This window comes from Streptomyces sp. ISL-10, from assembly GCF_018614575.1.
In the GTDB taxonomy this organism is placed as follows: domain Bacteria; phylum Actinomycetota; class Actinomycetes; order Streptomycetales; family Streptomycetaceae; genus Streptomyces.
The window spans coordinates 555,589-581,286 of the sequence record NZ_JAGGOJ010000011.1 but is presented as its reverse complement, the minus strand read 5'-3'; the positions used below and the strand labels follow the sequence as shown (position 1 = coordinate 581,286).

Annotated in this window: 23 protein-coding genes; 8 read left to right on the top strand and 15 right to left on the bottom strand. The window is 72.3% G+C overall.

Features of this window, described 5'->3' with window-relative positions:
• The first annotated feature begins 54 nt into the window (after positions 1-54).
• On the top strand, positions 55-1,626 hold the full coding sequence (locus J7E88_RS15270) for an ankyrin repeat domain-containing protein (protein ID WP_308307504.1): 1,572 nt from the start codon (positions 55-57) through the stop codon (positions 1,624-1,626).
• A 126-nt stretch (positions 1,627-1,752) separates the two neighbouring features.
• Here the strand turns inward: J7E88_RS15270 and J7E88_RS15265 are convergent, their stop codons facing one another.
• The 4 genes from J7E88_RS15265 to J7E88_RS15250 all read right to left on the bottom strand — a co-directional run bounded on the left by J7E88_RS15265 (position 1,753) and on the right by J7E88_RS15250 (position 4,485).
• Entirely contained in the window at positions 1,753-2,139 is a 387-nt protein-coding gene (locus J7E88_RS15265; RefSeq protein ID WP_215181149.1) for a barstar family protein, read from the bottom strand.
• 39 nt (positions 2,140-2,178) lie between these two features.
• Entirely contained in the window at positions 2,179-2,571 is a 393-nt protein-coding gene (locus J7E88_RS15260; RefSeq protein ID WP_215181147.1) for a ribonuclease domain-containing protein, read from the bottom strand.
• A 137-nt stretch (positions 2,572-2,708) separates the two neighbouring features.
• Positions 2,709-3,620, bottom strand: coding sequence for an SDR family oxidoreductase (locus J7E88_RS15255; RefSeq protein WP_215181145.1), 912 nt, complete (start codon positions 3,618-3,620; stop codon positions 2,709-2,711).
• 67 nt (positions 3,621-3,687) lie between these two features.
• Positions 3,688-4,485, bottom strand: a complete 798-nt coding sequence (locus tag J7E88_RS15250; protein ID WP_215181143.1) for an SDR family oxidoreductase — start codon at positions 4,483-4,485, stop codon at positions 3,688-3,690.
• Between the two features lie 55 nt (positions 4,486-4,540).
• Between J7E88_RS15250 and J7E88_RS15245 the strand changes: the two genes are divergently transcribed.
• From J7E88_RS15245 to J7E88_RS15230, 4 genes are read left to right on the top strand one after another with little or no spacing between them, the layout of a single operon-like run.
• Positions 4,541-5,320, top strand: a complete 780-nt coding sequence (locus J7E88_RS15245; protein WP_215181141.1) for an enoyl-CoA hydratase family protein — start codon at positions 4,541-4,543, stop codon at positions 5,318-5,320.
• Entirely contained in the window at positions 5,313-6,161 is an 849-nt protein-coding gene (locus tag J7E88_RS15240; protein ID WP_215181139.1) for a CoA transferase subunit A, read from the top strand. The genes J7E88_RS15245 and J7E88_RS15240 overlap by 8 nt, the downstream gene beginning before the upstream one ends.
• Positions 6,158-6,874 carry a CoA-transferase subunit beta gene (locus tag J7E88_RS15235; protein WP_215181137.1) on the top strand — a complete coding sequence of 239 codons (717 nt, stop codon included), beginning with the start codon at positions 6,158-6,160 and terminating at the stop codon, positions 6,872-6,874. The genes J7E88_RS15240 and J7E88_RS15235 overlap by 4 nt, the downstream gene beginning before the upstream one ends.
• On the top strand, positions 6,874-7,920 hold the full coding sequence (locus J7E88_RS15230) for a nitronate monooxygenase family protein (protein ID WP_215181135.1): 1,047 nt from the start codon (positions 6,874-6,876) through the stop codon (positions 7,918-7,920). Before J7E88_RS15235 ends, J7E88_RS15230 begins: the two co-directional genes overlap by 1 nt.
• Positions 7,921-8,257: 337 nt before the next feature.
• On the opposite strand, the gene J7E88_RS15225 is transcribed toward J7E88_RS15230, so the two are convergent.
• Both J7E88_RS15225 and J7E88_RS15220 read right to left on the bottom strand, forming a co-directional pair.
• A complete protein-coding gene (locus J7E88_RS15225; protein ID WP_215181133.1) occupies positions 8,258-9,907 on the bottom strand; it encodes a DEAD/DEAH box helicase in 1,650 nt (549 codons plus the stop codon).
• Positions 9,908-9,995: 88 nt separating this feature from the next.
• On the bottom strand, positions 9,996-10,199 hold the full coding sequence (locus tag J7E88_RS15220) for a cold-shock protein (RefSeq protein WP_020871138.1): 204 nt from the start codon (positions 10,197-10,199) through the stop codon (positions 9,996-9,998).
• Positions 10,200-10,421: 222 nt separating this feature from the next.
• On the opposite strand from J7E88_RS15220, the gene J7E88_RS15215 reads away from it, so the two are divergent.
• Positions 10,422-11,258 carry a hypothetical protein gene (locus J7E88_RS15215; RefSeq protein WP_215181556.1) on the top strand — a complete coding sequence of 279 codons (837 nt, stop codon included), beginning with the start codon at positions 10,422-10,424 and terminating at the stop codon, positions 11,256-11,258.
• Between the two features lie 27 nt (positions 11,259-11,285).
• Here the strand turns inward: J7E88_RS15215 and J7E88_RS15210 are convergent, their stop codons facing one another.
• From J7E88_RS15210 to J7E88_RS15200, 3 genes are read right to left on the bottom strand one after another with little or no spacing between them, the layout of a single operon-like run.
• Positions 11,286-12,443, bottom strand: a complete 1,158-nt coding sequence (locus J7E88_RS15210; protein ID WP_215181131.1) for an acetyl-CoA C-acetyltransferase — start codon at positions 12,441-12,443, stop codon at positions 11,286-11,288.
• A gap of 19 nt (positions 12,444-12,462) precedes the next feature.
• Positions 12,463-13,077: a TetR/AcrR family transcriptional regulator gene (locus J7E88_RS15205; RefSeq protein ID WP_308307503.1), complete on the bottom strand. Its 615-nt coding sequence runs from the start codon at positions 13,075-13,077 to the stop codon at positions 12,463-12,465.
• 30 nt (positions 13,078-13,107) lie between these two features.
• On the bottom strand, positions 13,108-13,923 hold the full coding sequence (locus J7E88_RS15200) for an SDR family oxidoreductase (protein ID WP_308307502.1): 816 nt from the start codon (positions 13,921-13,923) through the stop codon (positions 13,108-13,110).
• 44 nt (positions 13,924-13,967) lie between these two features.
• On the opposite strand from J7E88_RS15200, the gene J7E88_RS15195 reads away from it, so the two are divergent.
• Both J7E88_RS15195 and J7E88_RS15190 read left to right on the top strand, forming a co-directional pair.
• Positions 13,968-15,113 carry an acyl-CoA dehydrogenase family protein gene (locus tag J7E88_RS15195; RefSeq protein ID WP_215181129.1) on the top strand — a complete coding sequence of 382 codons (1,146 nt, stop codon included), beginning with the start codon at positions 13,968-13,970 and terminating at the stop codon, positions 15,111-15,113.
• The gene (locus J7E88_RS15190) at positions 15,113-16,096 is read left to right on the top strand and encodes an acyl-CoA dehydrogenase family protein (protein WP_215181127.1); all 984 of its coding nucleotides are present in this window, start codon (positions 15,113-15,115) and stop codon (positions 16,094-16,096) included. The genes J7E88_RS15195 and J7E88_RS15190 overlap by 1 nt, the downstream gene beginning before the upstream one ends.
• 8 nt (positions 16,097-16,104) lie before the next feature.
• Here the strand turns inward: J7E88_RS15190 and J7E88_RS15185 are convergent, their stop codons facing one another.
• From J7E88_RS15185 to J7E88_RS15160, 6 genes are all read right to left on the bottom strand, one after another.
• Complete coding sequence (locus J7E88_RS15185; RefSeq protein WP_215181125.1) at positions 16,105-16,578, bottom strand: pyridoxamine 5'-phosphate oxidase family protein; 474 nt, start codon at positions 16,576-16,578, stop codon at positions 16,105-16,107.
• 171 nt (positions 16,579-16,749) lie between these two features.
• Entirely contained in the window at positions 16,750-17,325 is a 576-nt protein-coding gene (locus tag J7E88_RS15180; protein ID WP_251022698.1) for a HutD family protein, read from the bottom strand.
• A gap of 2 nt (positions 17,326-17,327) precedes the next feature.
• Positions 17,328-18,044, bottom strand: a complete 717-nt coding sequence (locus J7E88_RS15175) for a VWA domain-containing protein (RefSeq protein WP_215181121.1) — start codon at positions 18,042-18,044, stop codon at positions 17,328-17,330.
• A gap of 373 nt (positions 18,045-18,417) precedes the next feature.
• The gene (locus J7E88_RS15170) at positions 18,418-19,878 is read right to left on the bottom strand and encodes a glutamate synthase subunit beta (RefSeq protein WP_215181119.1); all 1,461 of its coding nucleotides are present in this window, start codon (positions 19,876-19,878) and stop codon (positions 18,418-18,420) included.
• Positions 19,871-24,430 (bottom strand): glutamate synthase large subunit, encoded by a 4,560-nt coding sequence (gltB, locus tag J7E88_RS15165; RefSeq protein WP_215181117.1) that lies wholly within the window; start codon positions 24,428-24,430, stop codon positions 19,871-19,873. Before gltB ends, J7E88_RS15170 begins: the two co-directional genes overlap by 8 nt.
• Before the next feature lie 510 nt (positions 24,431-24,940).
• On the bottom strand, positions 24,941-25,669 hold the full coding sequence (locus J7E88_RS15160) for a VIT1/CCC1 transporter family protein (RefSeq protein WP_215181115.1): 729 nt from the start codon (positions 25,667-25,669) through the stop codon (positions 24,941-24,943).
• Between the last annotated feature and the right edge of the window lie 29 nt (positions 25,670-25,698).

Sequence of the window (25,698 nt, the reverse complement as noted above, 5' to 3'; positions counted from 1 at the left end):
GCGGGCGGACGCGCGCGGGTTGTTCGCGGCCGTGTACGAGGGCGACGACGACCGGTGGTGCGGCTGCTGCGCGCGGGCGTTCCGGCCGACACCGTGGACGAGGACGGGCAGACACCGCTGTACCTGGCGGCCGTGGAGGGCGAGACGGGCATCGTACGGCTGCTGCTGGCCGCGGGCGCCGATCCCGACCGGGCCTGCGGGCCGGAGAACGACGACCTGCCGCTGTGCGGGGCGGCCGTCGGCGGCCACACCGGCGTCGTCCGCGCCCTGCTCGCCGCGGGCGCCACGCCCGACCGGCGGGAACTGCTCGGCTTCACCGCGCTGACCTGGGCGGTGGGCCAGGGGCACGCGGAGACGGCGGAGGCGCTGCTGGAGCACGGAGCCGACCCGGACCTGACCTGCCCGAGCGGCGAGCCCCCTTTGGTGGTCGCGGCCCGGCGCGGCTCTCCGTCGACCGTGCGTGCGTTGCTGCGACACGGCGCGAGCGCCCGGGCCGAGGCGCTGGAGGAGGCCCGCCGCTGGCTGACGCTGGACGTGGAGCAGCAGCTGCGCGAGGGGCTGCTGGCACACGAGCCAGGGGCGGAGACCGTCTCGCGGCGGGTGGCGGAGGACGGCGGGGCAACGGTCGTCGTGGAGGTGCTGCGCGAGGGCAGGCCGGCGGCGGGCAACGAACAGCAGACCGGGCACGGGGCCATTGCCACGCTCCTGGAGGAGGACCTCGGCATCCGTACCCCGTACGCGACCCTGGCGGAACGGGCCCTGCGCGAGGGCGACCCGGACCGGGACGACTGGATCGAGTCGGTGACGGCGCTGTGGCGGCGCGGCGACGAGGAGACGTTCCAGGCCGCGGCCGCGTGGTGCGCGAGCGACGATCCGCTGCGCCAGGCGTTCGCAGCGGACGTCCTGGGGCAGTTGGGATTCACCTACGGCGGCGCGCCGGACAGCCGCACGGCGGACGGCGACGCGGTGGACGGCCACGCGGCCGACAGCGACGCGGCGAACGCAGGCGCGGAGCCTCCCGCACGGGACGGGGACGTACGCGGTGACACGAGTCCACGCGACGGGGACAGGATCCTGCGGCCGTTCGCGGCGCGGGCGCTGCCCCTGCTGCGCGAGCTGTCCCGGGAGGCGCGCGATGCCGAGCTGGTCCAGGCGGCGGTCACGGCGCTCGGCCACCACGCGGACCCTTCGGCTCTGAACGACGTCCTGCGGCACGCCGGACACCCGGACGCGGCGGTCCGCCACCGGGTGGCACTCGCGCTGTGCGGCCTGGTCCCCGGCGACCACGCCGAGGGGATCGCGGCGCTGATCACGCTCAGCCGGGACCCGGCCGACGCGGTCAGGGACTGGTCCACGACGGCGCTGGCCGAACTGGACGCCGACACCCCGGAGATCCGTGAGGCGCTGGCGGCCCGGATCGACGATCCCGACGCGGACACCGCCGCGGAGGCGGCACGGGGACTGGCGATTCGTCAGGATCAACGTGCCGAGGCGGTGTTGGTGCGCCTCCTCGCCGACGGCGACCCCGCGAGCCCGGCGCACGGCACGGCGACGGACGCGGTACGGCACATCAGGGACGAGCGGTTGAGGCGGCGCCTGGAGGCGACGGTGCCGCGACGGCCCTAGCGGCCTGCCGGGAGCGGAACCGCGACGGACCCGGCAGCCTGACCGCAGCGGAACCGCGACGGCCCTGGCGGCCTGAGCGCACAGCGGCCCCGGCTCCCCGCGCACCGGCCGCCGCGGCCTGAGCGCTCACAAGAGTCTGAGTTTGCCCGGCGCTGCTTCCTCGAAGACCGTCACCAGCCAGTCGAAGACGGTGGGGCCCTGTCCGGCGCGGGCGCGCGCGAGCCGGTCGAGGATCTCGGCACGGCTGTCGGGGTGTGCGCGCCGGGCGCGCAGACCCAGCTGCCGTACGGTCTCCTCCCGGCCGAGGGCGCGGCGCGAGAGCTCGTGGTCGCGCCATTCGACGACGAAGTCGCCGTCGTCGGGGGTGCCCATGCCGCCGCGGAGGCAGTCTGCGAGGGCGTCGAGGTTGCGGCCGAAGTATCCGCCGGGTCCGTTGACGGCTTCGCCGATCACCGTCCAGAAGCTGTCAAGGTCGGTGACCTCCGCCCCGTCGATCGCATAGGTGGTCGTCACGGAGCGGAGGATACCGGCGGCGGGCTGCCGTTCAGCGGTTCAGCAGCCGTGGTCGACGAGGTCGAACGACTCGTAGTGGTCGGCGGTGTAGTAGTCCTCCTGCTCCGTCTCTCCGGTGACGATCCGCCGTGCGCCGCGTGTGGGGGAACCCGGCGTGACGACGGTGTACTCCTGGTAGTAGCCGGTCGACTGCGACGGCAGGACGCCCTCGCGGTTCTGGAAGACGGTGCCGTCCTGTTCGTAGGGGAACGGCCCGCCCTGCTCGATCAGGTCGAGCGTGTCGTGAGCCTGCGGCGGCAGGGCGGAGTAGCAGATCTCACCGACCGCTGCGGGCGCGGCGGGGGCGGCGGTGGCGGCCTGGCCACCGAGGAGAAGGGCGGAGACGAGGGCGGCGACACCGCCGGCGGCAGCTATTCGTGGGGGGATTCGCATGGCAACCATTGATGCGCGTAGACCATGCCGCGTCAACGCCAACTCAGGTGAATTTCCCGGGAGTTCACCACTTGCGGACCGCCGGGCCGCAGGTCTTCACCTGTCGTCCGCAGGGTGTTCGCGAGCCGGGCACAACGTCACCCCGCGCCGTACACCGGTCCCGGCTCCGCCGCCTGCGCGAGCAGCTTCCGTACGGCTCGGCCCGCCTCGGCCGGTGTCCACCGGGCACCCCGGTCGGCGGTGGGGCCCGGCCGCCAGCCGTCCATGACGGTGATGCGGCCGGCTTCGGCCTCGAAGACACGGCCGGTCACTCCGGCGCAGTCGGCGGAGCCGAGCCAGACCACGAGCGGCGAGACGTTCCCCGGCGCCATCGCGTCGAAACCGCCGCGCTCGGGGGCCGCCATCGTGTCGGCGAAGGTGTGCTCGGTCATCCGGGTGCGGGCGGCCGGGGCGACGGCGTTGACCTGGATGCCGTAGCGCCCCATCTCGGCCGCGGCGACCAGGGTGAGCGCGAGGATCCCGGCCTTGGCGGCCGCGTAGTTGCCCTGGCCGACGCTGCCGAGCAGCCCGGCCCCGGAACTCGTGTTGACCACCCTGGCCACCGGCTCTCGCCCCGCCTTCGTCTCGGCCCGCCAGTGCGCCGCCGCGTGCTTGAGCGGCAGGAAGTGCCCCTTGAGGTGGACGCGCACGACGGCGTCCCAGTCGTCCTCGTCCAGGTTGACGAGCATTCGGTCGCGCAGGAACCCGGCGTTGTTGACCAGGGTGTCCAGCCGGCCGAAGGCGTCGACGGCGGCAGCGATCAGGGACGCCGCGCCGTCGGTGGTCGCGATGTCGCCCGCGTGCGCGATCGACGTGCCGCCCGCCGCGGCGATCTCCTCGACGACCGCGCGGGCCGGATCGGCGCAGCCGCCCGCCCCGTGGAGCGAGACGCCGAGGTCATTGACGACGACTTTCGCCCCTTGGGCGGCGAAGGCCAGCGCATGGGCGCGGCCGAGGCCGCGTCCGGCTCCGGTCACGATCACCACACGTCCGTCGCACATGCCTGTCATGGCTGTCTCCTCGTCTCGGTCGTCGTCGTCATCGCCACCTCCTGGTCCGCGTTGCCGCGTCCGCGCGTCATGCGTCGTGACGCCGCCGCCGACGGACCTCTTCCACCGCGGGTCCGCCCGGCGGATCCGCGGTGGACGCGTCGAGGAAGGCGGGCCGCTCGCCGCCGCCGTGAACGAGGAGGGACGCCCCGCTGATGTACGCGGCGCGCGGGGAGGCGAGGAAGACGGCCGCGTCGCCGGCGTCGGAGGGTTCGGCGAGCCGGCCCAGCGGCACGGTGCGGCCGACGGCGGCGATGCCGGCCTCGTCCCCGTAGTGCAGGGCGGACAGCTCGGTGCGGACCATGCCGAGCACCAGAGTGTTCACCCTGACCCGGGGCGCCCATTCGACGGCCATCGACCGCGCGAGGCTCTCGAGACCGGCCTTGGCGGCGCCGTACGCGGCGGAGCCCGGCGAAGGGCGCGCCCCGCTCACGCTGCCGATCATGACGATCGACCCGCGGGAGGCGTCCAGGTACGGGCGGGCGGCGAGCGAGGCGGTCAGCGGTGCGACGAGATTGAGCTCGATCACGCGCGCGTGCCGCTCCGGGCCGGCCTCCCGGAGCAGCCGGCGCGGCGTGCCGCCCGCGTTGTTGACGAGCGTGTCCAGCCGTCCGTGCCGCGAGGCGACGGTGGCGAAGAACTCCCCCACGCCTGCCGCGTCCCGTACGTCGAGCCTGGCGAACTCCACTCCGGGCAACGGGACTTCGGGCGGACGGCGTGCGCAGGCGACGACGGTGGCACCCGCCCGCGCGAACGCGCGCGCGATGCCCGCGCCGACACCGCGCGTGCCGCCGGTGACGACGGCGACCCTCCCGTCCAGCTCCATCGGCTGCTACCTTCCCCACCTAACAAACGTTTGGTGGAAGGTAGATGATCCGCTCATGACTGTCTCCACCGCAAGCCCGCGGACGGGCATTCGCGTCGTCACCGTCGACTTCCCGCCCGTCAACGCCCTTCCCGCACAGGGCTGGTACGACCTCGCCGACGCCGTGCGCGCCGCCGGGCGCGACCCGGACGTCCGCTGTGTGGTCCTCGCAGCAGAGGGCCGCGGATTCAACGCAGGCGTGGACATCAAGGAGGTGCAGCGGGACACCGGACACCGGGTCCTGCTGGACGTCAACCGCGGCTGCGCGGAGGCGTTCGCCGCCGTCCACGAGTGCGAGGTGCCCGTCGTCGCCGCCGTCCACGGCTTCTGTCTGGGCGGCGGCATCGGCCTCGTCGGCAACGCGGACGCGATCGTCGCCTCGCAGGACGCCGTCTTCGGACTGCCCGAACTGGACCGCGGCGCGCTCGGCGCGGCCACTCACCTGGCGCGGCTGGTGCCCCGGCATCTGATGCGCGCCCTGTACTACACCTCGCGCACAGCGACCGCCGCCGAACTGCAGGCGCACGGCTCGGTGTGGCGGACCGTCCCGCGCGGCGAGCTCCTCTCCGCGGCCCTGGAGCTGGCGCAGGAGATCGCCCGGAAGGACGGGACACTGCTGCGTCTCGCGAAGGCCGCGATCAACGGCATCGACCCCGTCGACGTACGCCGCAGCTACCGCTTCGAGCAGGGCTTCACCTTCGAGGCGGAGCTGAGCGGTGCGGGCGGCCGTGTGCGCGGCAGGTTCGGCGGCGACCACGGCCCTGCGGACGCCCGCGAGGAGGCGCGGCATGAGTGACAAGACCATGACCGCCGACGAGGCGGTGTCGAGGCTGCGCAGCGGGATGACGGTCGGCATCGGCGGATGGGGCTCGCGCCGCAAGCCGATGGCCCTGGTGCGTGCACTGCTCCGGTCCCGGATCACCGATCTCACCGTGGTCTCGTACGGTGGCCCCGACGTTGGCCTCCTCGCCGCCGCCGGACGCATCCGCCGCCTGGTGACCGCCTTCGTCACCCTGGACTCCATTCCGCTGGAACCGCACTACCGGGCGGCACGCGAGCGCGGGGCGTTCGAGCTGACGGAACTCGACGAGGCCATGTTCATGTGGGGCCTGCACGCCGCCGCCAACCGGCTGCCCTTCCTGCCGGTCCGGGCCGGGCTCGGCTCCGACGTGATGACGGTCAATCCGGGGCTGCGCACGGTCACATCGCCGTACGAGGACGGGGAGACATTCGTCGCCGCGCCCGCGCTGCGCATGGACGCGGCGCTGGTCCACCTGAACCGCTGCGACCGGCTGGGCAACGGCCAGTACCTCGGCCCCGACCCGTACTTCGACGATCTGTTCTGCGAGGCCGCCGACGCCGCGTACGTCTCCTGCGATCAGCTCGTCGGGACCGCCGAGTTGAGCAAGGGCGCCGCGCCGCAGACGCTGCTGGTCGCCCGGCATTCGGTCACCGGGGTCGTCGAGGCGCCGAACGGCGCGCACTTCACCTCCTGCGCCCCCGACCACGCCAGGGACGAGGAGTTCCAGCGGATGTACGCGACGACGCCCTGGGCCGACTTCTCGGCGCGCTTCCTGTCCGGGGACGAGCGCGCCTACCGGTCGGCCGTCCGGGCCTGGCACGAGGAGCGGGCATGAGCGTCACCAGGGCCGAGCACTGTGTGGTCGCCTGTGCCGAGGCGTGGCGCGGCGCGGGCGAAGCGCTGGCGAGCCCGATGGGCCCGATCCCTTCACTCGGGGCGCGTCTGGCCAGGCTCACCTTCTCCCCCGAACTGCTGCTGACCGACGGCGAGGCGATGCTCCTCGCCCCGGACGGCACGGTGGAGGGCTGGCTGCCGTACCGCAGGCATCTCGCCCTGGTCACCGGCGGGAAGCGGCACGTGATGATGGGCGCGAGCCAGCTCGACCGCTACGGCAACCAGAACATCTCCTGCGTCGGAGACTGGCGAAGGCCCCGCCGACAGCTGCTGGGGGTGCGCGGCGCACCGGTCAACACCCTCAACCATCCCACCAGTTACTGGGTGCCCCGGCACTCGGCGCGGGTCTTCGTCGAGCGGGTCGACATGGTGTGCGGCGTGGGGTACGACCGGGCGGCCGGGGCGCGCTTCCACCACCTCGAGCGGGTGGTGAGCAATCTGGGCGTCTTCGACTTCGCCACCTGCGACCACTCGATGCGGCTGGTCTCACTGCACCCCGGCGTGACGGTCGACGAGGTCCTCGAAGCGACGGGCTTCCCGCCGGCGATCCCCGATGAGGTGCCCTGGACCCGCGACCCGACCGCCGACGAGATGCGGCTGATCCGCGAGGTCCTCGACCCGGACGGCGTACGCGAGCGGGAGGTGCGGTCCTGATGGAGACCGCGCTCACCCGGCTGACCGGAGTACGTCACCCCATCGTCCAGACCGGCATGGGCTGGGTCGCGGGCCCACGACTGGTCACGGCGACGGCACGCGCCGGAGCACTCGGCGTCCTCGCCTCGGCGACCATGACGACGGACGAGCTGCGGGCCGCAGTCCGCGAGGTGAGGTCCCGCACGGATGCGCCGTTCGGCGTCAATCTTCGCGCCGACGCGGCGGACGCGGGCGAGCGGGTCCGGATCATCGTCGAGGAGGGCGTACGGGTCGCGTCGTTCGCGCTGGCCCCGTCCCGGGAGCTGATCGCCGAACTCAAGGACGCGGGGGTGGTGGTGATGCCGTCCGTCGGGGCGCGGCGGCACGCCGAGAAGGTGGCGGCGTGGGGCGCGGACGCGGTGATCGTGCAGGGGGGCGAGGGCGGCGGGCACACCGGGAGCGTGGCGACGAGCGTGCTCCTCCCCCAGGTCGTGGACGCGGTCGACATCCCCGTCGTCGCCGCGGGCGGGTTCCACGACGGGCGCGGACTGGTCGCGGCGCTCGCGTACGGCGCGGCGGGCGTCGCCATGGGCACCCGCTTCCTGCTGACGTCCGACTCGACGGTCCCGGACGAGGTCAAGGCGTGCTACCTGGCGGCGCGCGTCGAGGACGTGACGGTGACGAGGGCGGTCGACGGGCTGCCGCACCGGATGCTCCGCACGGACCTGGTCGCCTCGCTGGAGGGCGCGGGCCGCGTGATGTCCCTGGCGCGGGCCCTGCGCAGGGCGTCCGCGTTCCGCCGGCTGTCGGGCCTGACCTGGCGCCGGATGATCGGCGACGGCCTGGAGATGAGGCACGGCAGGCACCTGAACTGGTCTCAGGTCCTGCTCGCGGCCAACACCCCCATGCTGCTGCGCGCCTCGATGGTCGAGGGCCGCACGGACCTCGGCGTGATGGCGTCGGGCCAGGTGGCGGGCGTGATCGACGACCTGCCGAGCTGCGAGGAACTGCTCGACCGCGTGATGCGGGAGGCCTCGGAGATCCTGGCGGGGCTGCCGCGGCCGTGACGGGGGGTCGGCGGGGCGCCGGGGGCGCGTCCCTCGGGCCTGGCCACGAACGCCGTACGCCTGCGGCGGGGCTGCGTCCGCTGGCACCCGGACAGTCCCGCCTGACCCAACGGGCCCTCGACACGCTGGAGTCGTCGCAGGCGGGCGTCGCCCCCCGCGCTCGTCCGGGGGCGGGGACAGGCCGGGGTCCGAACGCCGGTTGCCGCCCGGCCGAGGCTACCCGCGGCCGAGAGGCAAGATGCCGCGGCTGCCGAGAGCTCCCGCGGCCGCGAAGCCGCCGCGGGAGTGTCGGACGTGCGGGCCTGGGGGTCGCGCAGTCCCGGTCAAGATGGCCGGATCAGGCGCCGCCACCGCGACGCGCACGGCTGCGGCCGGCGGAGCCGCCCTGCGCACGGCCACGCCCGGTCGGCTCGCCCTGCGCCCGCCCGCGGCCCTTCGACTCACCTTGCGCTCGACCACGCCCGGTCGGCTCACCTTGCGCACGACCACGCCCGGCCGGCTCGCCCTGCGCACGCCCACGGCCAACCGGCTCTGTGTGCGACGCCCGTGGGGCGTCCGTGCGGCGGCGGGCAGGCCGGCGGCGGCGGGATGCCGTACCGGACTTCTCCGCCGGGGCCGCCGGCTGCGGGACCTCGATCGTCACCGCCACGCCGGACGGTTCACGCGCACCGGTGAGGCGGGCCAGCTCCTCGTCGCTGGACTTGATCCTGGCGGTCCTCGGCTCTATCCCCGCGTCCGCCATCAGCCGTGTCATCTCGCGGCGCTGCTCCGGCAGCACCAGGGTCACGACGCTGCCGGACTCACCGGCGCGGGCGGTGCGCCCGCCCCGGTGCAGATAGTCCTTGTGGTCGACCGGCGGATCCACGTTGACGACCAGGTCGAGGTCGTCGACATGGATGCCGCGCGCCGCGACGTTGGTCGCAACGAGCGCGGTGACCTGACCGTTCTTGAACTGGTCCAGCGTGCGGTTGCGCTGCGGCTGCGAACGGCCGCCGTGCAGGGCCGCCGCCGGGACGCCGCTGGCCAGCAGCCGCTTGGTGAAGCGGTCGGCGCTCCGCTTGGTGTCGACGAAGAGGATCACACGGCCGTCGCGGGCCGCGATGCGCACGGCGACGGCCTTCTTGTCGGTCTCGTCGGCGACGTGCAGCACGTGGTGCTCCATCGTCGTGACCGCACCCGCGGAGGGGTCGACGGAGTGCACGACGGGATCCGTGAGGAACATCCGGACCAGCCGGTCGATGTTCTTGTCCAGCGTCGCCGAGAACAGCATGCGCTGACCGCCCGGCTCGACCTGCTTCATCAGCGCCGTGACCTGTGGCATGAAGCCCATGTCGGCCATCTGGTCGGCCTCGTCCAGAACGGTGACGGACACCTCGTCGAGGCGGCAGTCGCCGCGCTCCACGAGGTCGATCAGCCGTCCCGGTGTCGCCACGAGCACCTCGGCGCCGCGCCGCAGCGTGCCCGCCTGCTTGTTGATCGACATGCCGCCGACGACCGTCGCGAGCCGCAGCTGCACGGAGGTGGCGTACGGGGCGAGGGCATCGGTGACCTGCTGCGCGAGTTCGCGGGTCGGTACCAGGACGAGCGCGAGCGGTGCCTTCGGCGCGGCGCGGCGGCCCGCGGTGCGGGCGAGCAGTGCGAGCCCGAAGGCGAGCGTCTTGCCCGACCCGGTGCGCCCGCGGCCGAGGACGTCGCGGCCGGCCAGGGTGTTCGGCAGGGTCGCCGCCTGGATGGGGAAGGGCTCGGTGACGCCCTGCGCGTCGAGGGTCTTGAGGAGGGCGGCCGGCATGTCCAGCTCACCGAACGCCTGGACGGCAGGCAGTGCCGGGGTGATGGTTTCCGGCAGCGTGAATTCCTGCGGCGCGGCCGGCCTGCGGGCGGCGGACTTCCCGGCGCCCTTCGCCGGAGCCGCGGCGCGGGAGGAGGCGCGGGAAGTGACGCGGGTGCCTGCCGGTCGCTTTCGTACCGGACGTTCGGAGCGGTTCATAGGCAATGCCTTCCTGGTCCCTGTGGACAGAACGAGCCGGGGCCCGCACCGTGCGGTGCGGACCCCGGCCGAGGTGTACGTCCAGCGATCAGGCCGGGACGATGTTCTCCGCCTGCGGGCCCTTCTGGCCCTGCGTGACGTCGAAGGTGACCTTCTGGCCTTCCTGGAGCTCACGGAAGCCCGAGGTGGCGATGTTGGAGTAGTGGGCGAAGACGTCGGCGCCGCCGCCGTCCTGCTCGATGAAGCCGAAGCCCTTTTCCGCGTTGAACCACTTCACGGTGCCAGTTGCCATGTCATTCTCCTAAAACGGGGCAAGCCGAGAATCCACACTGCGCGAATTCCCTGTCGCTGCATTGACCCCATCCGGAGACTGCCGGAAACAAAACATGCGCCTGAGGAAGCATTCCCGTCAGGCGCACACAAAGTTCATGGGTACCAAAACTGCAACGCCTTCACCGTAGCACGTATCGGCGGGGGGCGTCGGATCTTCCTCGGGCAGAATGCCCGCATGGACATGGACACGACCAAAAACACCGCCCGTACACTCTGGTCCCTGATCGAACCGGTCCACGCCGTCACCTACTTCGCGCCCGAGTCCCACGCCGCCTTCGAGGCCGCGGGACTGCGCGGATTCTGGCGCGGTTACTTCGCTGGCCGGGCCGCGCCCCTGGGGCCGGTCGGCCAGGGACCAGTGGTCGCGGCGTTCTTCTCGTTCGCCCCCACGATGGTGACCCGCGTCGTGCCTTCCGTGTGGGACCTCGTCCCACCCGCCGACGCGCTCGCCCTGCGCAGGGCGGGGGCGCGTGCGGCACTGTGCCGCCTGCTCACGGGTCTGGAGACGGAGACAGCCCGGGCCGTGGACCTCCTGACGCCGTACGCGGGGGGCCTCGACCTCGCAGGCCGCCCGCTCGCCGCGGCCAACGCCGAACTCCCCTGGCCGGACGAGCCGGTCGACCGGCTGTGGCACTGCGCCACCCTCCTGCGTGAGCACCGCGGGGACGGGCACGTGGCGGCGCTGGTGGCCGCGGGGCTCGACGGCTGCGAGATCCTGGCGTTGCGGGCGGGCATCGACCTGCCACGCTCCGAACTCCAGCCGTACCGCGGCTGGTCGGACGAGCAATGGGCGGCCGCATGCCAACGCCTCATGGAGCGGGGTCTGTTGACCCCGGACGGCACGGCGACGGACGCCGGCCGGGCGGTCCACCGCGCGGTGGAGGCGGCGACGGACGGGGCGGCGGCGCGGATGGAGGCGACCGATGAGCTGCTGAGGACGCTGACCCCGCTGGCACGGGCGTGTGCGGCGGCACTGCGCTTCCCGAACCCGATGGGCCTCCCGGAGGTCCGTGTCTGAGCCGCCCCCGGAAAAGGAGGGACGACCCTACAGCCGTTCCACGATCGTCACGTTCGCCTGGCCCCCGCCCTCGCACATCGTCTGCAGGCCGAACCGGCCGCCGGTCCGCTCCAGTTCGCACAGCAGAGTCGTCATCAGCCGCACACCCGTCGCTCCGAGCGGATGGCCCAGCGCGATCGCTCCGCCGTTCACGTTCACCCGCTCCGGGTCCGCGCCCGTTTCGCGCAGCCAGGCCAGCACCACCGGGGCGAACGCCTCGTTGATCTCCACGAGGTCGATGTCGTCGATCGTCAGACCCGTCTTCTTCAGGGCGTGCGCCGTGGCCGGGATGGGCGCGGAGAGCATCCGGATCGGGTCCTCGCCGCGGACCGACAGGTGGTGGATCCGGGCCCGCGGGGTCAGCCCGTGTTCCACCACGGCCCGCTCGCTCGCGATCAGCATCGCCGCGGCCCCGTCGGACACCTGGGAGGAGCACGCCGCCGTGATCGTGCCGCCCTCCAGGACGGGGCGCAGCGCCGCCATCTTCTCGAGCGTCGTGTCCCGGCGCGGCCCTTCGTCCGCCGTGACGGAGCCGTACGGCACGAGCTCCCGGTCGAAGCGGCCCTCGTCGATCGCGCGGACCGCGCGACCGTGGGAGATCAGCGCGTACTCCTCCATCTCCCGTCGTGTGATCCCCCACTTCTCGGCGATCAGCTGGGCGCCGTGGAACTGGTTGACCGGCCGGTCCCCGTAGCGTGCGCGCCAGCCCGCACTGCCCGCGTACGGTCCCTCGGTGAGCCCCAGCGGCTCCGCCGCCTGCCGGGAGGCGTACGCGATCGGGATCATCGACATGTTCTGCGTGCCGCCCGCGACCACAAGGTCCTGCGTGCCGGAGAGCACCGCCTGCGCGGCGAAGTGGACCGCCTGCTGCGAGGAGCCGCACTGGCGGTCGACCGTGACGCCCGGCACCTCCTCCGGAAGCCCGGCGGCGAGCCATGAGGTGCGGGCGATGTCACCGGCCTGCGGGCCGACCGTGTCCAGGCAGCCGAGGACGACGTCGTCGACGGCCGCCGGATCGATCCCGGAGCGTTCGACCAGAGCCCGCAGCACATGGGCGCCGAGGTCGGCCGGGTGGACCGAGGCGAGTCCGCCCCTGCGCCGGCCGACGGGAGTGCGTACCGCTTCGACGATGTAGGCCTCGGGCATGGCTGGGCTCCTTGTCGGATCAGGTGCGTACGGCGATACCGTCCAGCACCATCGACAGGTACTGGCGGGCGATCTCCTCGGGGCTGTGCAGTCCGCCGGGCCGGTACCAGGACGCGGCGACCCACACCGTGTCGCGCACGAACCGGTAGGTGAGCCGGATGTCGAGGTCGGCACGGAAGGCGTTCTCGGCGACCCCGCGCTCCAGCGTCCCCAGCCAGGCCTTCTCGAACTTCGCCTGGGACTCGGTGAGATAGCCGAAGCGCGGCTGCGCGGCGAGCTGCCGGGACTCCTTCTGGTAGATGGCGACGGCGGCCCGGTGCCGGTCGATCTCGCGGAACGATTCGGTGACGAGCGCCTCGATGGTCTCGCGCGGTCCGAGCCCGGCGCTGAGGACCGTGTCGTAGCCGGCCCACAGCTCGTCGAGGAACGTCGACAGGATCTCGTCGACCATCGATTCCTTGGAGTCGAAGTGGTAGTAGAGGCTGCCGGCGAGCATGCCGGCCTCGTCGGCGATCCGGCGGACGGTGGTCGCGTTGTAGCCGTGTGCGGCGAACACCTCGGCCGCCGTGGCGAGGAGTTCGGCGCGCCGCTCGGGCGGGGCCGGGTTCACCTGGTTCTTCTTCGTCGGAGGCACGGGTCCATTGTCGTCCTCGGCGCCGGCCCCTCACGCATGCTGGCTGCTGACGGAGACGACCTCGCCGGTCAGGTACGAGGAGTAGCCGGATGCCAGGAAGACGATGACATTGGCGACCTCCCACGGCTCGCCGTACCGCCCGAAGGCCTCGCGTGCGGTGAGTTCCGCGAGCAGCTCGGCCGAGGTGACCTTCACCAGGTGGGGGTGCATGGCGAGGCTGGGCGCGACGGCGTTGACGCGGACGCCGTACTCGGCGGCCTCGACCGCCGCGCACCGGGTGAGCGCCATGACGCCCGCCTTGGCGGCGGCGTAGTGGGCCTGTCCGGCCTGGGCGCGCCAGCCGACGACGGAGGCGTTGTTGACGATCACGCCGCCGCCGGGGCCGTCACGCAGCCGGCGCAGAGCTGCCCGGGTGCAGCGGAAAGTGCCGTTGAGGGTGACGTCGAGGACACGGGTCCACTGGTCGTCGGTCATGTCGGCGAGCGTGGCGGTGCCGCCGAGCCCGGCGTTGTTGACGACGACGTCGAGCCCGCCGTGCAGCCGGACCGCGGTGTCGAACAGTTGCCGGACCTGGTCCTCCCGGGTGACGTCGCAGGGCAGCGCGGCGACCGCACCCGGGCCGAACTCGGCGGCGAGGGCGGCCTCGGTCTCCTCCAGGCGGCGGGCGTGGGCGTCGGAGAGAAGGACGCGGGCGCCCTCCTCCAGGAATCTGCGCGCGGCAGCCCCGCCGATCCCGGCGCCCGCGGCGGCCGTGATGACGGCGGTACGCCCCTTCAGCAGGCCGTGACCGGGTTCGTACCGCGGCCGGGAGGCGTCGATCCGCGCCTGTGCCCTGTTGTCCGTCACATCCGCACGTTAACCTACCAAACACTTGTTAGGGAAGGAGTCCGATGGATCTCGATCTCTCCCCGGCCGACGCGGAGTTGCGCGCCGAGGCACGAGCGTGGCTCGCCGAGCACGTCCCCGCCTCGCCCCTTCCCTCGCTGGAGACGCGGGAGGGTTTCGCGGCGCATCGCGCATGGGAGACACGGCTCGCGGAGGGCCGCTGGTCGGCGGTCTCCTGGCCCGAGCGGTACGGCGGGCGCGGCGCGGACGTCACCGGCTGGCTGCTCTTCGAGGAGGAGTACTGGGCAGCGGGCGCGCCGGGCCGGGTCTCGCAGAACGGCATCGCGCTGCTCGCCCCCACCCTCCTCGCCCACGGCACCGAGGAGCAGCGGGCCCGCGTCCTGCCGCCGACAGCACGCGGCGAGATCGTGTGGGCGCAGGCCTGGTCCGAGCCCGAGGCGGGCTCGGACCTCGCCTCCCTCCGGGCTCGCGCGGTGCGCACGGACGGCGGCTGGCTGCTCTCGGGCACCAAGACGTGGTCGTCGCGGGCCGCGTTCGCGGACCGCGCGTTCGGCCTCTTCCGCACCGATCCGGCCGCGGCGAGGCCTCATCAGGGCATGACGTATCTGATGTTCGACCTGTCGGCGCCCGGGGTGGGCGTCCGGCCGATCGGGCGCCTCGACGGCAAGCCCGCCTTCGCGGAACTCCTCCTCGACGACGTCTTCGTCCCGGACGAGGACGTGATCGGCGAGCCGGGCCGGGGGTGGCGGATCGCGATGTCCACGACGGGCGACGAGCGCGGTCTGACGTTGCGCTCACCGGGCCGTTTCCTCGCCGCCGCCGACCGGCTGGTGCGGCAGTGGCGCGCGTCGGCCGACCCGGCGGACACGGCGCTGCGGGACCGGGTCGCGGATGCGGTCATCGGCGCACGCGCCTACCAGCTCTTCGCCTTCGCCGCCGCGTCCCGCCTCGCCGAGGGCGGCGGACTCGGGGCGGAGTCCAGCCTGAACAAGGTCTTCTGGTCGCAGTACGACATCGCCCTGCACGAGACGGCGCTCGACCTCCTCGGCCCCGACGGGGAACTGCGCGACACCCCATGGGCCGAGGGCCATGTCTTCTCACTGGCCGGCCCGATCTACGCCGGTACGAACGAGATCCAGCGCGACATCATCGCCGAGCGGCTGCTCGGCCTGCCGAAGGGCCGCCGCTGATGCGTTTTCTGCCGACCGCCGAGCAGCAGGCCTTCACCCGGTCGCTGGACGCCCTGCTGTCGGCCGCCGACGTGCCCGCCGTCGCCCGCGCGTGGGCGGCGGGCGACAGCACGCCGGGCACGGCGCTCTGGGCACGGCTCGCGGAGGCGGGCGTGTTCGGGCTCGCGGCACCGCAGGCGTACGACGGTGCCGGCCCGCTGACCGCCGAACTCGCTCTGGTATTCGTCGAGTTGGGCAGGCACGCGATGCCCGGTCCGGTGGTCGAGACGGTGGCGGCGGCCGCGTTGCTCGGCAGGCTCGCCGACCTGGGTGACGCCTCGGCCGCGAAGCTGCTGCTGCCCCGGCTGGTGTCGGGTGAGGAGATCGCCACGCTCGTGCTCGCCGGTCACGGCCCGTACGCCCTGGACCCGGACGCGGCGTCCGTGCTCCTGACCGTCGACGGCGCCGGTGTGCTGCGCACCGCAGGCCGGCACGGTCCGCTGCGGATCTCCGCGGACCCCGTACGGCGACTCGCCCTGCCCGAGGCCGGCGGTGCGGTGCTCGCCGAGGGCCCGCAGGTCACGCGGGCAGCGGCGTACGCGGCCGATGTCGCCGCCCTCGTGACCGCGGCCCAGTCACTCGGCACCGGGCTGGCGCTGCTGGAACGCACCGTGGCGTATGTGAAGCAGCGCAGGCAGTTCGGGGTGGCGGTCGGGTCCTTCCAGGCGGTGGGCCACCGGCTCGCGGACACCCTGATCGGGCTGGAGTTCGCGCGTCCTGTGCTCTTCGGGGCCGCGCTGTCGATGAGCCGGGCGGACATCGCGGCGGCGAAGGTGGCAGCGGGTGAGGCCGCGTACGCCGCGGCGCTCGCCGCGCTGCACCTGCACGGCGCGATCGGATACACCGACGAGCCGGACCTCGCGCTGTGGCTGCGCAAGGCCCGCCCGCTGCGGGACGCGTGGGGCAGCCCGTCGCTCTGCCGGGCCCGGCTGCTGTCCGGCTGAGTCGCCGGTCAGCGTCGCCGGACGGTTCTGACCTCCGTGCCCGGACGCCAGGACCGCACGACCAGCTCATCGCCTTCGACGCAGGTCCTCACCACCTCGGCCGGCTCGGTCCGGAAAAGGTGGAAGGGCTCGGGCGGCTCGACGGCGGCCACGAAACGCGCGAGTTCCTCGGGGTCGGTCACCTCGATCGCGCGCCCGGAGACGCGTACGTCACCACCGTCCATGGAATCGTCCGCGCCCGGATTCGTGTGCAGGGCGAAGCGCGGATCGCGCCGGAGGTCCCGGGCCTTGAGGGAGTTCGGCATCATGCCGAGCCACAGCTCACCGAAGCGGAAATTCACCTCCAGGCCGGTCAGGCGGGGCGACCCGTCCTTGCGGAGGGTCGCGAGGACGTGGTGCCTGTACCGCTCGAAGCGGTGCTGGACGATCTCGGCGAAGGCGGGCTCTGCGGTCCGGAACGCGGACCATGGGGCGAAGGTCATGACACCAGCCAATCGCGAAAGCCGGACATCCGCTGTCGGGCTTCCTCGGATGGCGCCGGCCGGCGGACATGATCCGGTGGACAGCAGCGCAGGCCGCCGGCGCCTCGCCATCGGCCGGGGTCCTCGCAGACGCCCGCTCGCGAAGAGGGGCGGGCTCGGGGCCGCCGCGGCTCAGGCCTCCCGGAGGCGGATCGTGACCAGAGCCGCGTCTCCGTCGGTCGCCAGCACGACCGCGTGGCCGTCCAGCACCGCCGCGTCGTACCGCTCGAGCGTGACGCGCCCGGCGCCGGGGCTCATCGCCTCCAGCACCGTCGTGCCCCGCAGGGCGACGGCCACGACGACCGAGCGGTCGGGAACGACCACGGGCAGTCGGCCGCGTACGACCGAGGTCATGACGACGGCGCGGTCCCGGTTGTGCATGACGTTGAAGTTGACCACCGGGCCGCCGAGCAGCCGGCCTTCGGTGGCGCGGTCGCCGGGGAAGTCGCGCGGCACGAAGCGCTCGTCGACGACGAGCCGCTCGCCGCCCACGGTGAGTTCCATGCCGCGCCCCTCCACCACGGTGAGAGTGCGGTCCACGGCGGGGAACGCGGAGAAGGGCCCGTCATCGGCGACTTCGGCGAGACTGATCCGCCAGTCGAAGGCATCCATCGGCGCGCCCTCGGGCGAGGCGGCGATCTCCCTGGTCACACCGCCGCCGTTCTTCCACGGCACCGCCACCCGGCCGGCCGCCCGCAACAGCCGCATCGTCACCGGACGATGCCCTGGGCGCGTGCGGCGGCGAGCCACTGGGGGAACTCCCCGAGCAGCCGGTCGTACAGCTCGGCATCCGGCACCTGGCGCGGGTCGAGCCCGGCGTGGAAGAAACCGGCGTTGTCGACGGGACGCCTGGCGGGTACGGCGAGTTCGTCGAGCTTGCGCAGGAAGTCGAACTGCGAGCTGCGCTTGTTTCCGAAGCCGACGAACTGCCAGAAGAGCGGCAGCTTCGCCGCCTTGCAGAGGTAGCGTTCCGCGGCGAGCTTGTTGATGGGGCCGCCGTCCGTCTGGAAGACGACAAGAGCGGGGGCGGTCGAGCCGCTGTCCGTGTAGTGGTCGATGACGGCGTCCATCGCCAGGTGATAGCTGGTCTTCCCCATGTGCCCGAGGCCCGAGACGATCTCGTCGATCCGGCCGTGGTGGTTCTCCAGCGCGATGTCGGTGACCGCGTCGACGTCGGTGGAGAAGAACACGACGGGCACGGTGCCGTCGTCGTCGAGGTTGGCCGACAGCCCGAGGACACGATCGGCGAGTGCCTGGACGCTGCCGTCCTTGTAGTAGTCCTTCATCGACCCGGAGTAGTCGACGACGAGATAGACGGCGGCGCGCTGCCCGTGCAGTCCATGCTTTTGAAGGGAGACGCCCGCGGTCTTGTAGAGGCTCACGAGCGCGGGGGCGCTGCGCTCGAGCTTCTGGAGGCTGACGGGCATGCGGGCTCCGTTTCGTCGGACCGGGTGGGCGCCGGTTTGAACGATATCCCGCGGCGGCAGTCACGAACGGGCCGCTGCGGCGGGTGCGAACCGGCCGATGCGCGGGGCTTGTTCCCCGCCCCGCCCCTTCCCGAAACCGGGCTTCGCCCCGGATCCCGGGTACCGCGCACCGCGCGGTGTCCTCAATCTCCGGACGGGCTGCAAAGCAGACTCGCCGGCGTGTGAGGCGTGGGGGTGCGGGGGCCGGAACCCCCGGAACACCGCGTGCAACGCCCGCACCCGAACGCACCACGGCGCCTGCCATGGTCCGGTCGGGGACAAGGCAGGCGCCGTGTTCAGTTCCGTACGCCGTTGTACGGGACGTATCAGGGGGTCAGACCGTCAGTGCGCGGTCCGTCGGGCGGATCGGGGCCGGCAGTTCGCTGGCGCCCGTCAGGTAGCGGTCCACTCCTCGCGCCGCCGAGCGGCCCTCGGCGATCGCCCACACGATGAGCGACTGGCCGCGGCCGGCGTCGCCCGCGACGAACACGCCGTCGACGTTCGTCGCGTAGTCCGCGTCCCGCGCGATGTTGCCGCGCTCGTCGAGCTCCAGGCCGAACTGGTCGACCAGGCCGTTGGACCGGTCCGTGCCCGTGAAGCCCATCGCGAGCGTGACCAGCTGCGCGGGGATCTTCCGCTCGGTCCCGGGCTTCTGGGTCAGCTTGCCGTCGACGAACTCCACCTCCACGAGGTGGAGGAACTGGACGTTGCCGTCCTCGTCGCCCTCGAAGTGGGTGGTGGAGACCGAGTAGACCCGCTCGCCGCCCTCCTCGTGCGCGGAGGTGACCTTGTAGAGCATCGGGAACGTCGGCCACGGCTGGCCGGCGGACCGCTCCTCGCCCGGACGCGGCATGATCTCCAGCTGCGTGACGGAGGCGGCGCCCTGGCGGTGGGCCGTGCCGACGCAGTCCGCGCCGGTGTCACCGCCGCCGATGACGACGACGTGCTTGCCCTCGGCGGTGATCGGAGGCGCGATGAAGTCGCCCTCCTGCACCTTGTTGGCGAGCGGCAGGTACTCCATCGCGAAGTGGATGCCCTTGAGCTCGCGGCCCGGGACCGGCAGGTCGCGCGAGATCGTCGCACCGGCGGCGATGACCACCGCGTCGTACCGGCGCCGCAGCTTCGCGGCGTCGATGTCGCGGCCGATCTCGACCTCCGTACGGAACTTGGTGCCCTCCGCGCGCATCTGCTCGATGCGCCGGTTGATGTGCACCTTCTCCATCTTGAACTCGGGGATGCCGTAGCGCAGCAGACCGCCGATGCGGTCGGCGCGCTCGTACACGGCGACCGTGTGGCCGGCCCGGGTCAGCTGCTGGGCGGCGGCGAGACCGGCCGGACCCGAGCCGATGACGGCGACGGTCTTGCCGGACAGGCGCTCGGGCGGCTGCGGGGTGACGTCACCGGTCTCCCACGCCTTGTCGATGATGGAGACCTCGACGTTCTTGATGGTGACGGCGGGCTGGTTGATGCCCAGCACGCACGCCGCCTCACAGGGAGCGGGGCACAGGCGGCCGGTGAACTCCGGGAAGTTGTTGGTCGCGTGCAGCCGCTCGGACGCCGCCGACCAGTCCTCGCGGTAGGCGTAGTCGTTCCACTCGGGAATGAGGTTTCCGAGCGGGCAGCCGTTGTGGCAGAACGGGATGCCGCAGTCCATGCACCGGCCGGCCTGCTTGCTGATGATCGGCAGCAGGGAGCCGGGCTGGTAGACCTCGTTCCAGTCCTTGACGCGCTCCTCGACGGGACGGGTCTTGGCGACCTCGCGCCCGGTGGTCAGGAAGCCCTTGGGGTCAGCCATTGGTCGCCGCCTCCATCATCTTCTCGGTGGTCTCCTGCTCGGAGAGACCGGCGAGCTCAGCGGCGTCCTTGGCGGCGAGCACTGCCTTGTACGTGGTCGGGATGATCTTGCTGAAACGGGCCGCGTTCACGGACCAGTCGGCGAGAAGCTTCTCGGCGACGGTGGAGCCGGTCTCCTCGTGGTGGCGGCGCACGACATCGTGCAGCCACTGCTCGTCGGCGTCGGACAGGGCCTCGATCGCCTCCAGGTTGCCGGAGTTGACGTTGTCCCGGTCGAGGTCGATCACGTACGCGATGCCGCCGGACATACCGGCCGCGAAGTTGCGGCCCGTCTCGCCGAGGACGACCGCGTGGCCGCCGGTCATGTACTCGCAGCCGTGGTCGCCCACGCCTTCGGAGACGACGGTGGCACCCGAGTTGCGGACGCAGAAGCGTTCGCCGGTGCGGCCGCGCAGGAAGATCTCGCCGCCGGTCGCGCCGTAGGCGATCGTGTTGCCGGCGATGGTCGAGTACTCGGCGAGGTGGTCGGCGCCGCGGTCCGGGCGGACGACGATCCGGCCGCCGGACAGGCCCTTGCCGACGTAGTCGTTGGCGTCGCCCTCCAGGCGGAGCGTGATGCCGCGCGGCACGAAGGCGCCGAAGGACTGGCCGGCGGAGCCGGTGAAGGTGATGTCGATGGTGTCGTCCGACAGTCCGGCGCCGCCGAACTTCTTCGTCACCTCGTGGCCCAGCATCGTGCCGACGGTGCGGTTGATGTTGCGGATCGCGACCTGGGCGCGCACGGGCTGTGCGTCCTCGGCGGTGGCCGCGCCCAGCGCCTCGGCGGCGAGCTCGATGAGCTCGTTGTCGAGGGCCTTCTCCAGACCGTGGTCCTGCTCGACGACCTGGTGGCGCACGGCGCCCTCGGGCAGCTCGGGCACGTGGAAGAGCGGGGCGAGGTCGAGGCCCTGGGCCTTCCAGTGACCGACGGCCCGCTCGGTGTCGAGGAGCTCGGCGTGGCCGACGGCCTCCTCGATACTGCGGAAGCCCAGCTCGGCGAGGATCTCGCGGACCTCCTCGGCGATGAACTGGAAGAAGTTCACGACGAACTCGGCCTTGCCGGAGAACCGCTCCCGCAGCACCGGGTTCTGCGTGGCGATGCCGACCGGGCAGGTGTCCAGGTGGCAGACACGCATCATGACGCAGCCGGAGACGACGAGCGGCGCGGTCGCGAAACCGAACTCCTCGGCGCCCAGCAGCGCCGCGATGACGACGTCGCGGCCGGTCTTCAGCTGCCCGTCCGTCTGCACGACGATCCGGTCGCGCAGGCCGTTGAGCAGCAGCGTCTGCTGGGTCTCGGCGAGACCGAGCTCCCACGGGCCGCCCGCGTGCTTGAGCGACGTGAGCGGGGACGCGCCCGTTCCGCCGTCGTGGCCGGAGATGAGGACGACATCGGCGTGCGCCTTGGAGACACCCGCGGCGACCGTGCCGACTCCGACCTCGGACACCAGCTTCACGTGGATACGCGCGGCCGGGTTCGCGTTCTTGAGGTCGTGGATCAGCTGGGCCAGGTCCTCGATGGAGTAGATGTCGTGGTGCGGCGGCGGGGAGATCAGGCCCACGCCCGGCGTCGAGTGACGCGTCTTGGCCACCCACGGGTAGACCTTGTGGCCGGGCAGCTGGCCGCCCTCGCCGGGCTTGGCGCCCTGGGCCATCTTGATCTGGATGTCGTCCGCGTTGACCAGGTACTCGCTGGTGACGCCGAAGCGGCCGGAGGCGACCTGCTTGATGGAGGAGCGGCGCTCGGGGTCGTAGAGACGCTCCGGGTCCTCGCCGCCCTCACCGGTGTTGGACTTGGCGCCCAGCTGGTTCATGGCGATCGCGAGGGTCTCGTGCGCCTCCTTGGAGATGGAGCCGTACGACATGGCGCCGGTGGAGAAGCGCTTGACGATCTCGGAGACGGGCTCGACCTCGTCGATGGAGATCGGCTCGCGGCCGGACTTGAAGCCGAAGAGGCCGCGCAGGGTCATCAGCCGCTCGGACTGCTCGTTCACGCGGTCCGTGTACTTCTTGAAGATGTCGTACCGCTTGGAGCGCGTGGCGTGCTGCAGGCGGAAGACCGTCTCGGGGTCGAACAGGTGCGGCTCGCCCTCGCGGCGCCACTGGTACTCGCCGCCGATCTCCAGCGCACGGTGCGCGGAGGGGACGCCGGAGGCCGGGTAGGCCTTGGCGTGACGGGCGGCGACTTCCTTGGCGACGACGTCGAGACCGGCGCCGCCGATCTTGGTGGCGGTGCCGTTGAAGTACTTCTCGACGAACGCCTCGTCCAGGCCGACGGCCTCGAAGACCTGCGCGCCGCGGTAGGAGGCGACCGTGGAGATGCCCATCTTGGACATGACCTTGAGGACGCCCTTGCCGAGGGCGTAGATCAGGTTGCGGATGGCCTGCTCGGGCTCCAGGCCCTCGATGAACGTGCCGGCGCGGACCAGGTCCTCGACGGACTCCATCGCCAGGTACGGGTTGACGGCGGCGGCGCCGTAGCCGATGAGCAGCGCGACGTGGTGGACCTCGCGCACGTCACCGGCCTCGACCAGCAGGCCCACCTGGGTGCGCTGCTTGGTGCGGATGAGGTGGTGGTGCACGGCCGAGGTGAGCAGCAGCGACGGGATCGGCGCGTGTTCGGCGTCCGAGTGCCGGTCGGAGAGCACGATCAGGCGCGCGCCGTTCTCGATGGCGGCGTCGGCCTCGGCGCAGATCTCCTCGATCCGGGCGGCCAGCGCGTCGCCGCCGCCGGAGACCCGGTAGAGGCCGGCGAGCGTGGCGGCCGTCATGCCGGGCATGTCGCCGTCGGCGTTGATGTGGATGAGCTTGGCCAGCTCGTCGTTGTCGATCACCGGGAAGGGCAGGGTGACGCTGCGGCAGGACGCGGCGGTCGGCTCCAGCAGGTTGCCCTGGGGGCCGAGCGAGGAGTGCAGCGAGGTGACGAGCTCCTCGCGGATGGCGTCCAGCGGCGGGTTGGTGACCTGCGCGAACAGCTGGGTGAAGTAGTCGAAGAGCAGCCGCGGCCGCTCGGAGAGCGCGGCGATCGGCGAGTCGGTGCCCATCGAGCCGAGCGGCTCGCCACCGGTGCGGGCCATCGGCGCCAGGATGACGCGCAGCTCCTCCTCGGTGTAGCCGAAGGTCTGCTGGCGGCGGGTGACCGAGGCGTGGGTGTGGACGATGTGCTCGCGCTCGGGCAGGTCCTCGAGCTCGATCTCGCCGGTCTCCAGCCACTCGGCGTACGGAGCCTCGGCGGCGAGGGCGGACTTGATCTCGTCGTCCTCGATGATGCGGTGCTCGGCGGTGTCGACGAGGAACATCTTGCCGGGCTGGAGCCGGCCCTTGCGGACGACCTTGGCGGGGTCGATGTCGAGGACGCCGACCTCGGAGGAGAGGACGACGAGACCGTCGTCGGTGACCCAGTAGCGGCCGGGGCGCAGTCCGTTGCGGTCGAGGACCGCGCCGACCTGGGTGCCGTCGGTGAAGGTGACGCAGGCCGGGCCGTCCCAGGGCTCCATCATCGTGGAGTGGTACTGGTAGAAAGCGCGCCGGGCCGGGTCCATCGAGTCGTGGTTCTCCCACGCCTCGGGGACCATCATCAGCACGGAGTGCGGCAGCGAACGCCCGCCGAGGTGCAGCAGCTCCAGGACCTCGTCGAAGGAGGCGGAGTCGGACGCGTCGGGGGTGCAGACCGGGAAGATCCGGTCCAAGGCGCCCTCGCCGAAGAGTCCGGTCGCGAGCTGGGACTCACGGGCGCGCATCCAGTTGCGGTTGCCCTTGACCGTGTTGATCTCGCCGTTGTGCGCGACGAACCGGTACGGGTGGGCCAGCGGCCAGCTCGGGAACGTGTTCGTGGAGAACCGGGAGTGCACGAGCGCGACGGCGGTGGCGCAGCGGCGGTCGGACAGGTCCGGGAAGAAGGGCTCCAGCTGTCCGGTGGTCAGCATGCCCTTGTAGACAATCGTGCGGGCGGAGAGGGAGGGGAAGTACACCCCTGCCTCGCGCTCGGAGCGCTTGCGCAGCACGAAGGCCTTGCGGTCCAGCGCGATGCCGCGGCTCCTGCCGTCGGCCACGAAGAGCTGGCGGAAGGCGGGCATGGTGGCCCGGGCGCCGTTGCCGAGGAGGTCGGGCGTGACGGGGACCTCGCGCCAGCCGAGGACGTTCAGGCCCTCTTCGGCGGCGATCGTCTCGATCCGCGAGACGGCCTGTGCGGAGCCGTCGGCGGGAAGGAAGGCGATGCCGACGGCGTACGAACCGGCGTCGGGAAGGTCGAATCCGGCGACCTCGCGCAGGAACGCGTCCGGCACCTGCATCAGGATGCCGGCGCCGTCGCCGGAGTCGGGCTCGGAGCCGGTGGCGCCGCGGTGTTCGAGGTTCCGCAGTACGGTCAGCGCCTGCTCGACCAGCTCATGGCTGGCTACACCGGTGAGGGTGGCCACGAACCCGACACCGCAGGCGTCGTGTTCGTTACGGGGGTCGTACATCCCCTGGGGGGCGGGGCGACCGTCCATGGGCGACCAGGCGTCGGAACGCATCGGCTCTCCCGTCGTCGTCGTGGCATGTGCAGTGCCGAGGGACGACGTTGGCCCTCCGCGAAATTTCGTGCAGGTTACATGATGGAGTGCTTCTCGGAAAGCGGATAGCTCATTCCAGCATGCGGACACCGCGCCAAGCGGTGAAGGGTGGGTCACAGCCGAACAGACCGGCGGATCGGGATTCGGAGGACCATCGCAGGAGCGGGCTTCGTTGCCCGCAGCGCCTACGGCTCATGCCCGGTGATTACGGCGTCGAAACCGCCGGGTAACGGCTACTTATGTTGTGCCTTGCATAGTGTCTCATCCCGACCCCGATCCGAGGAGAGGACGTACGTCACAGGGTCGCCGACACAGCCCCGAAACGCCAGCGCGGGTCTTCGAAACGTCCCCGCACCGGCCCTGGACGCGCGTCCCCGCACCGGCCCTGGACGCGCGACCGCACCCGCCCTCGACGCGCCACCGCACCGGCCCTGGACCAGGACCGGTGCGGAATCCGGGGCAGAGTCCCCGTCAGACGGCGGCGCCGATGAGCATGCCCAGACCGTACGTGACGGCCGCCGCGGCCCCGCCCAGCGCGAACTGACGCAGCCCGCTGAACCACCAGCTGCGAGCCGTGACCCTGGCCACCAGCGCGCCGCAGGCGAAAAGACCGACCAGGGCGAGCAGCACGGCCGGCCACAGGGCGGTGGCGCCCAGGAGGTACGGCAGGACCGGCAGCAGCGCGCCGAGCGCGAACGAACCGAAGGAGGAGACGGCGGCGACGGCGGGCGAAGGCAGATCGTCGGGATCGATGCCGAGCTCCTCGCGGGCGTGGATCTCCAGCGCCTGCTCCGGATCCCGGGAGAGCTGCATGGCCACCTCACGGGCGAGCGGGGGCTCGACGCCACGGGCGACGTAGAGCGCGGCGAGCTCCTCCATCTCGTCCACCGGGTGCTTGCGCAACTCCCGCCGCTCGACGTCCAGTTCGGCTTGGACGAGCTCGCGCTGCGAGGCGACGGAGGTGTACTCGCCCGCCGCCATGGAGAACGCGCCGGCCGCGAGTCCCGCCAGTCCCGTGATCACGACGGTCTGCGGCGAGACGGCACCGCCCGCAACGCCGGTCATCAGGGCGAGGTTGGAAACGAGCCCGTCCATCGCACCGAACACCGCAGGGCGCAGCCAGCCGCCGTTCACATCACGGTGGGTGTGGTTGTCACGGTGCGCCTCGTGAAGCGCGGCCTCGGTTTCGATGATGGACACAGCTATCCCCTTTCCAGCAGCGGCACCCG

What these genes read in the sequence shown, in the direction of transcription:
- J7E88_RS15230 (WP_215181135.1), top strand. Translation starts at nt 6,874, where the DNA reads ATGGAGACCGCGCTCACCCGGCTGACCGGAGTACGTCACCCCATCGTC.
- J7E88_RS15185 (WP_215181125.1), bottom strand. Translation starts at nt 16,578, where the DNA reads ATGACCTTCGCCCCATGGTCCGCGTTCCGGACCGCAGAGCCCGCCTTC.
- J7E88_RS15255 (WP_215181145.1), bottom strand. Translation starts at nt 3,620, where the DNA reads ATGACAGGCATGTGCGACGGACGTGTGGTGATCGTGACCGGAGCCGGA.
- gltB (WP_215181117.1), bottom strand. Translation starts at nt 24,430, where the DNA reads ATGCGTTCCGACGCCTGGTCGCCCATGGACGGTCGCCCCGCCCCCCAG.
- J7E88_RS15190 (WP_215181127.1), top strand. Translation starts at nt 15,113, where the DNA reads ATGCGTTTTCTGCCGACCGCCGAGCAGCAGGCCTTCACCCGGTCGCTG.
- J7E88_RS15260 (WP_215181147.1), bottom strand. Translation starts at nt 2,571, where the DNA reads ATGCGAATCCCCCCACGAATAGCTGCCGCCGGCGGTGTCGCCGCCCTC.
- J7E88_RS15180 (WP_251022698.1), bottom strand. Translation starts at nt 17,325, where the DNA reads ATGCGGCTGTTGCGGGCGGCCGGCCGGGTGGCGGTGCCGTGGAAGAAC.
- J7E88_RS15170 (WP_215181119.1), bottom strand. Translation starts at nt 19,878, where the DNA reads ATGGCTGACCCCAAGGGCTTCCTGACCACCGGGCGCGAGGTCGCCAAG.
- J7E88_RS15215 (WP_215181556.1), top strand. Translation starts at nt 10,422, where the DNA reads ATGGACACGACCAAAAACACCGCCCGTACACTCTGGTCCCTGATCGAA.
- J7E88_RS15175 (WP_215181121.1), bottom strand. Translation starts at nt 18,044, where the DNA reads ATGCCCGTCAGCCTCCAGAAGCTCGAGCGCAGCGCCCCCGCGCTCGTG.
- J7E88_RS15250 (WP_215181143.1), bottom strand. Translation starts at nt 4,485, where the DNA reads ATGGAGCTGGACGGGAGGGTCGCCGTCGTCACCGGCGGCACGCGCGGT.
- J7E88_RS15210 (WP_215181131.1), bottom strand. Translation starts at nt 12,443, where the DNA reads ATGCCCGAGGCCTACATCGTCGAAGCGGTACGCACTCCCGTCGGCCGG.
- J7E88_RS15240 (WP_215181139.1), top strand. Translation starts at nt 5,313, where the DNA reads ATGAGTGACAAGACCATGACCGCCGACGAGGCGGTGTCGAGGCTGCGC.
- J7E88_RS15220 (WP_020871138.1), bottom strand. Translation starts at nt 10,199, where the DNA reads ATGGCAACTGGCACCGTGAAGTGGTTCAACGCGGAAAAGGGCTTCGGC.
- J7E88_RS15235 (WP_215181137.1), top strand. Translation starts at nt 6,158, where the DNA reads ATGAGCGTCACCAGGGCCGAGCACTGTGTGGTCGCCTGTGCCGAGGCG.
- J7E88_RS15225 (WP_215181133.1), bottom strand. Translation starts at nt 9,907, where the DNA reads ATGAACCGCTCCGAACGTCCGGTACGAAAGCGACCGGCAGGCACCCGC.
- J7E88_RS15195 (WP_215181129.1), top strand. Translation starts at nt 13,968, where the DNA reads ATGGATCTCGATCTCTCCCCGGCCGACGCGGAGTTGCGCGCCGAGGCA.
- J7E88_RS15245 (WP_215181141.1), top strand. Translation starts at nt 4,541, where the DNA reads ATGACTGTCTCCACCGCAAGCCCGCGGACGGGCATTCGCGTCGTCACC.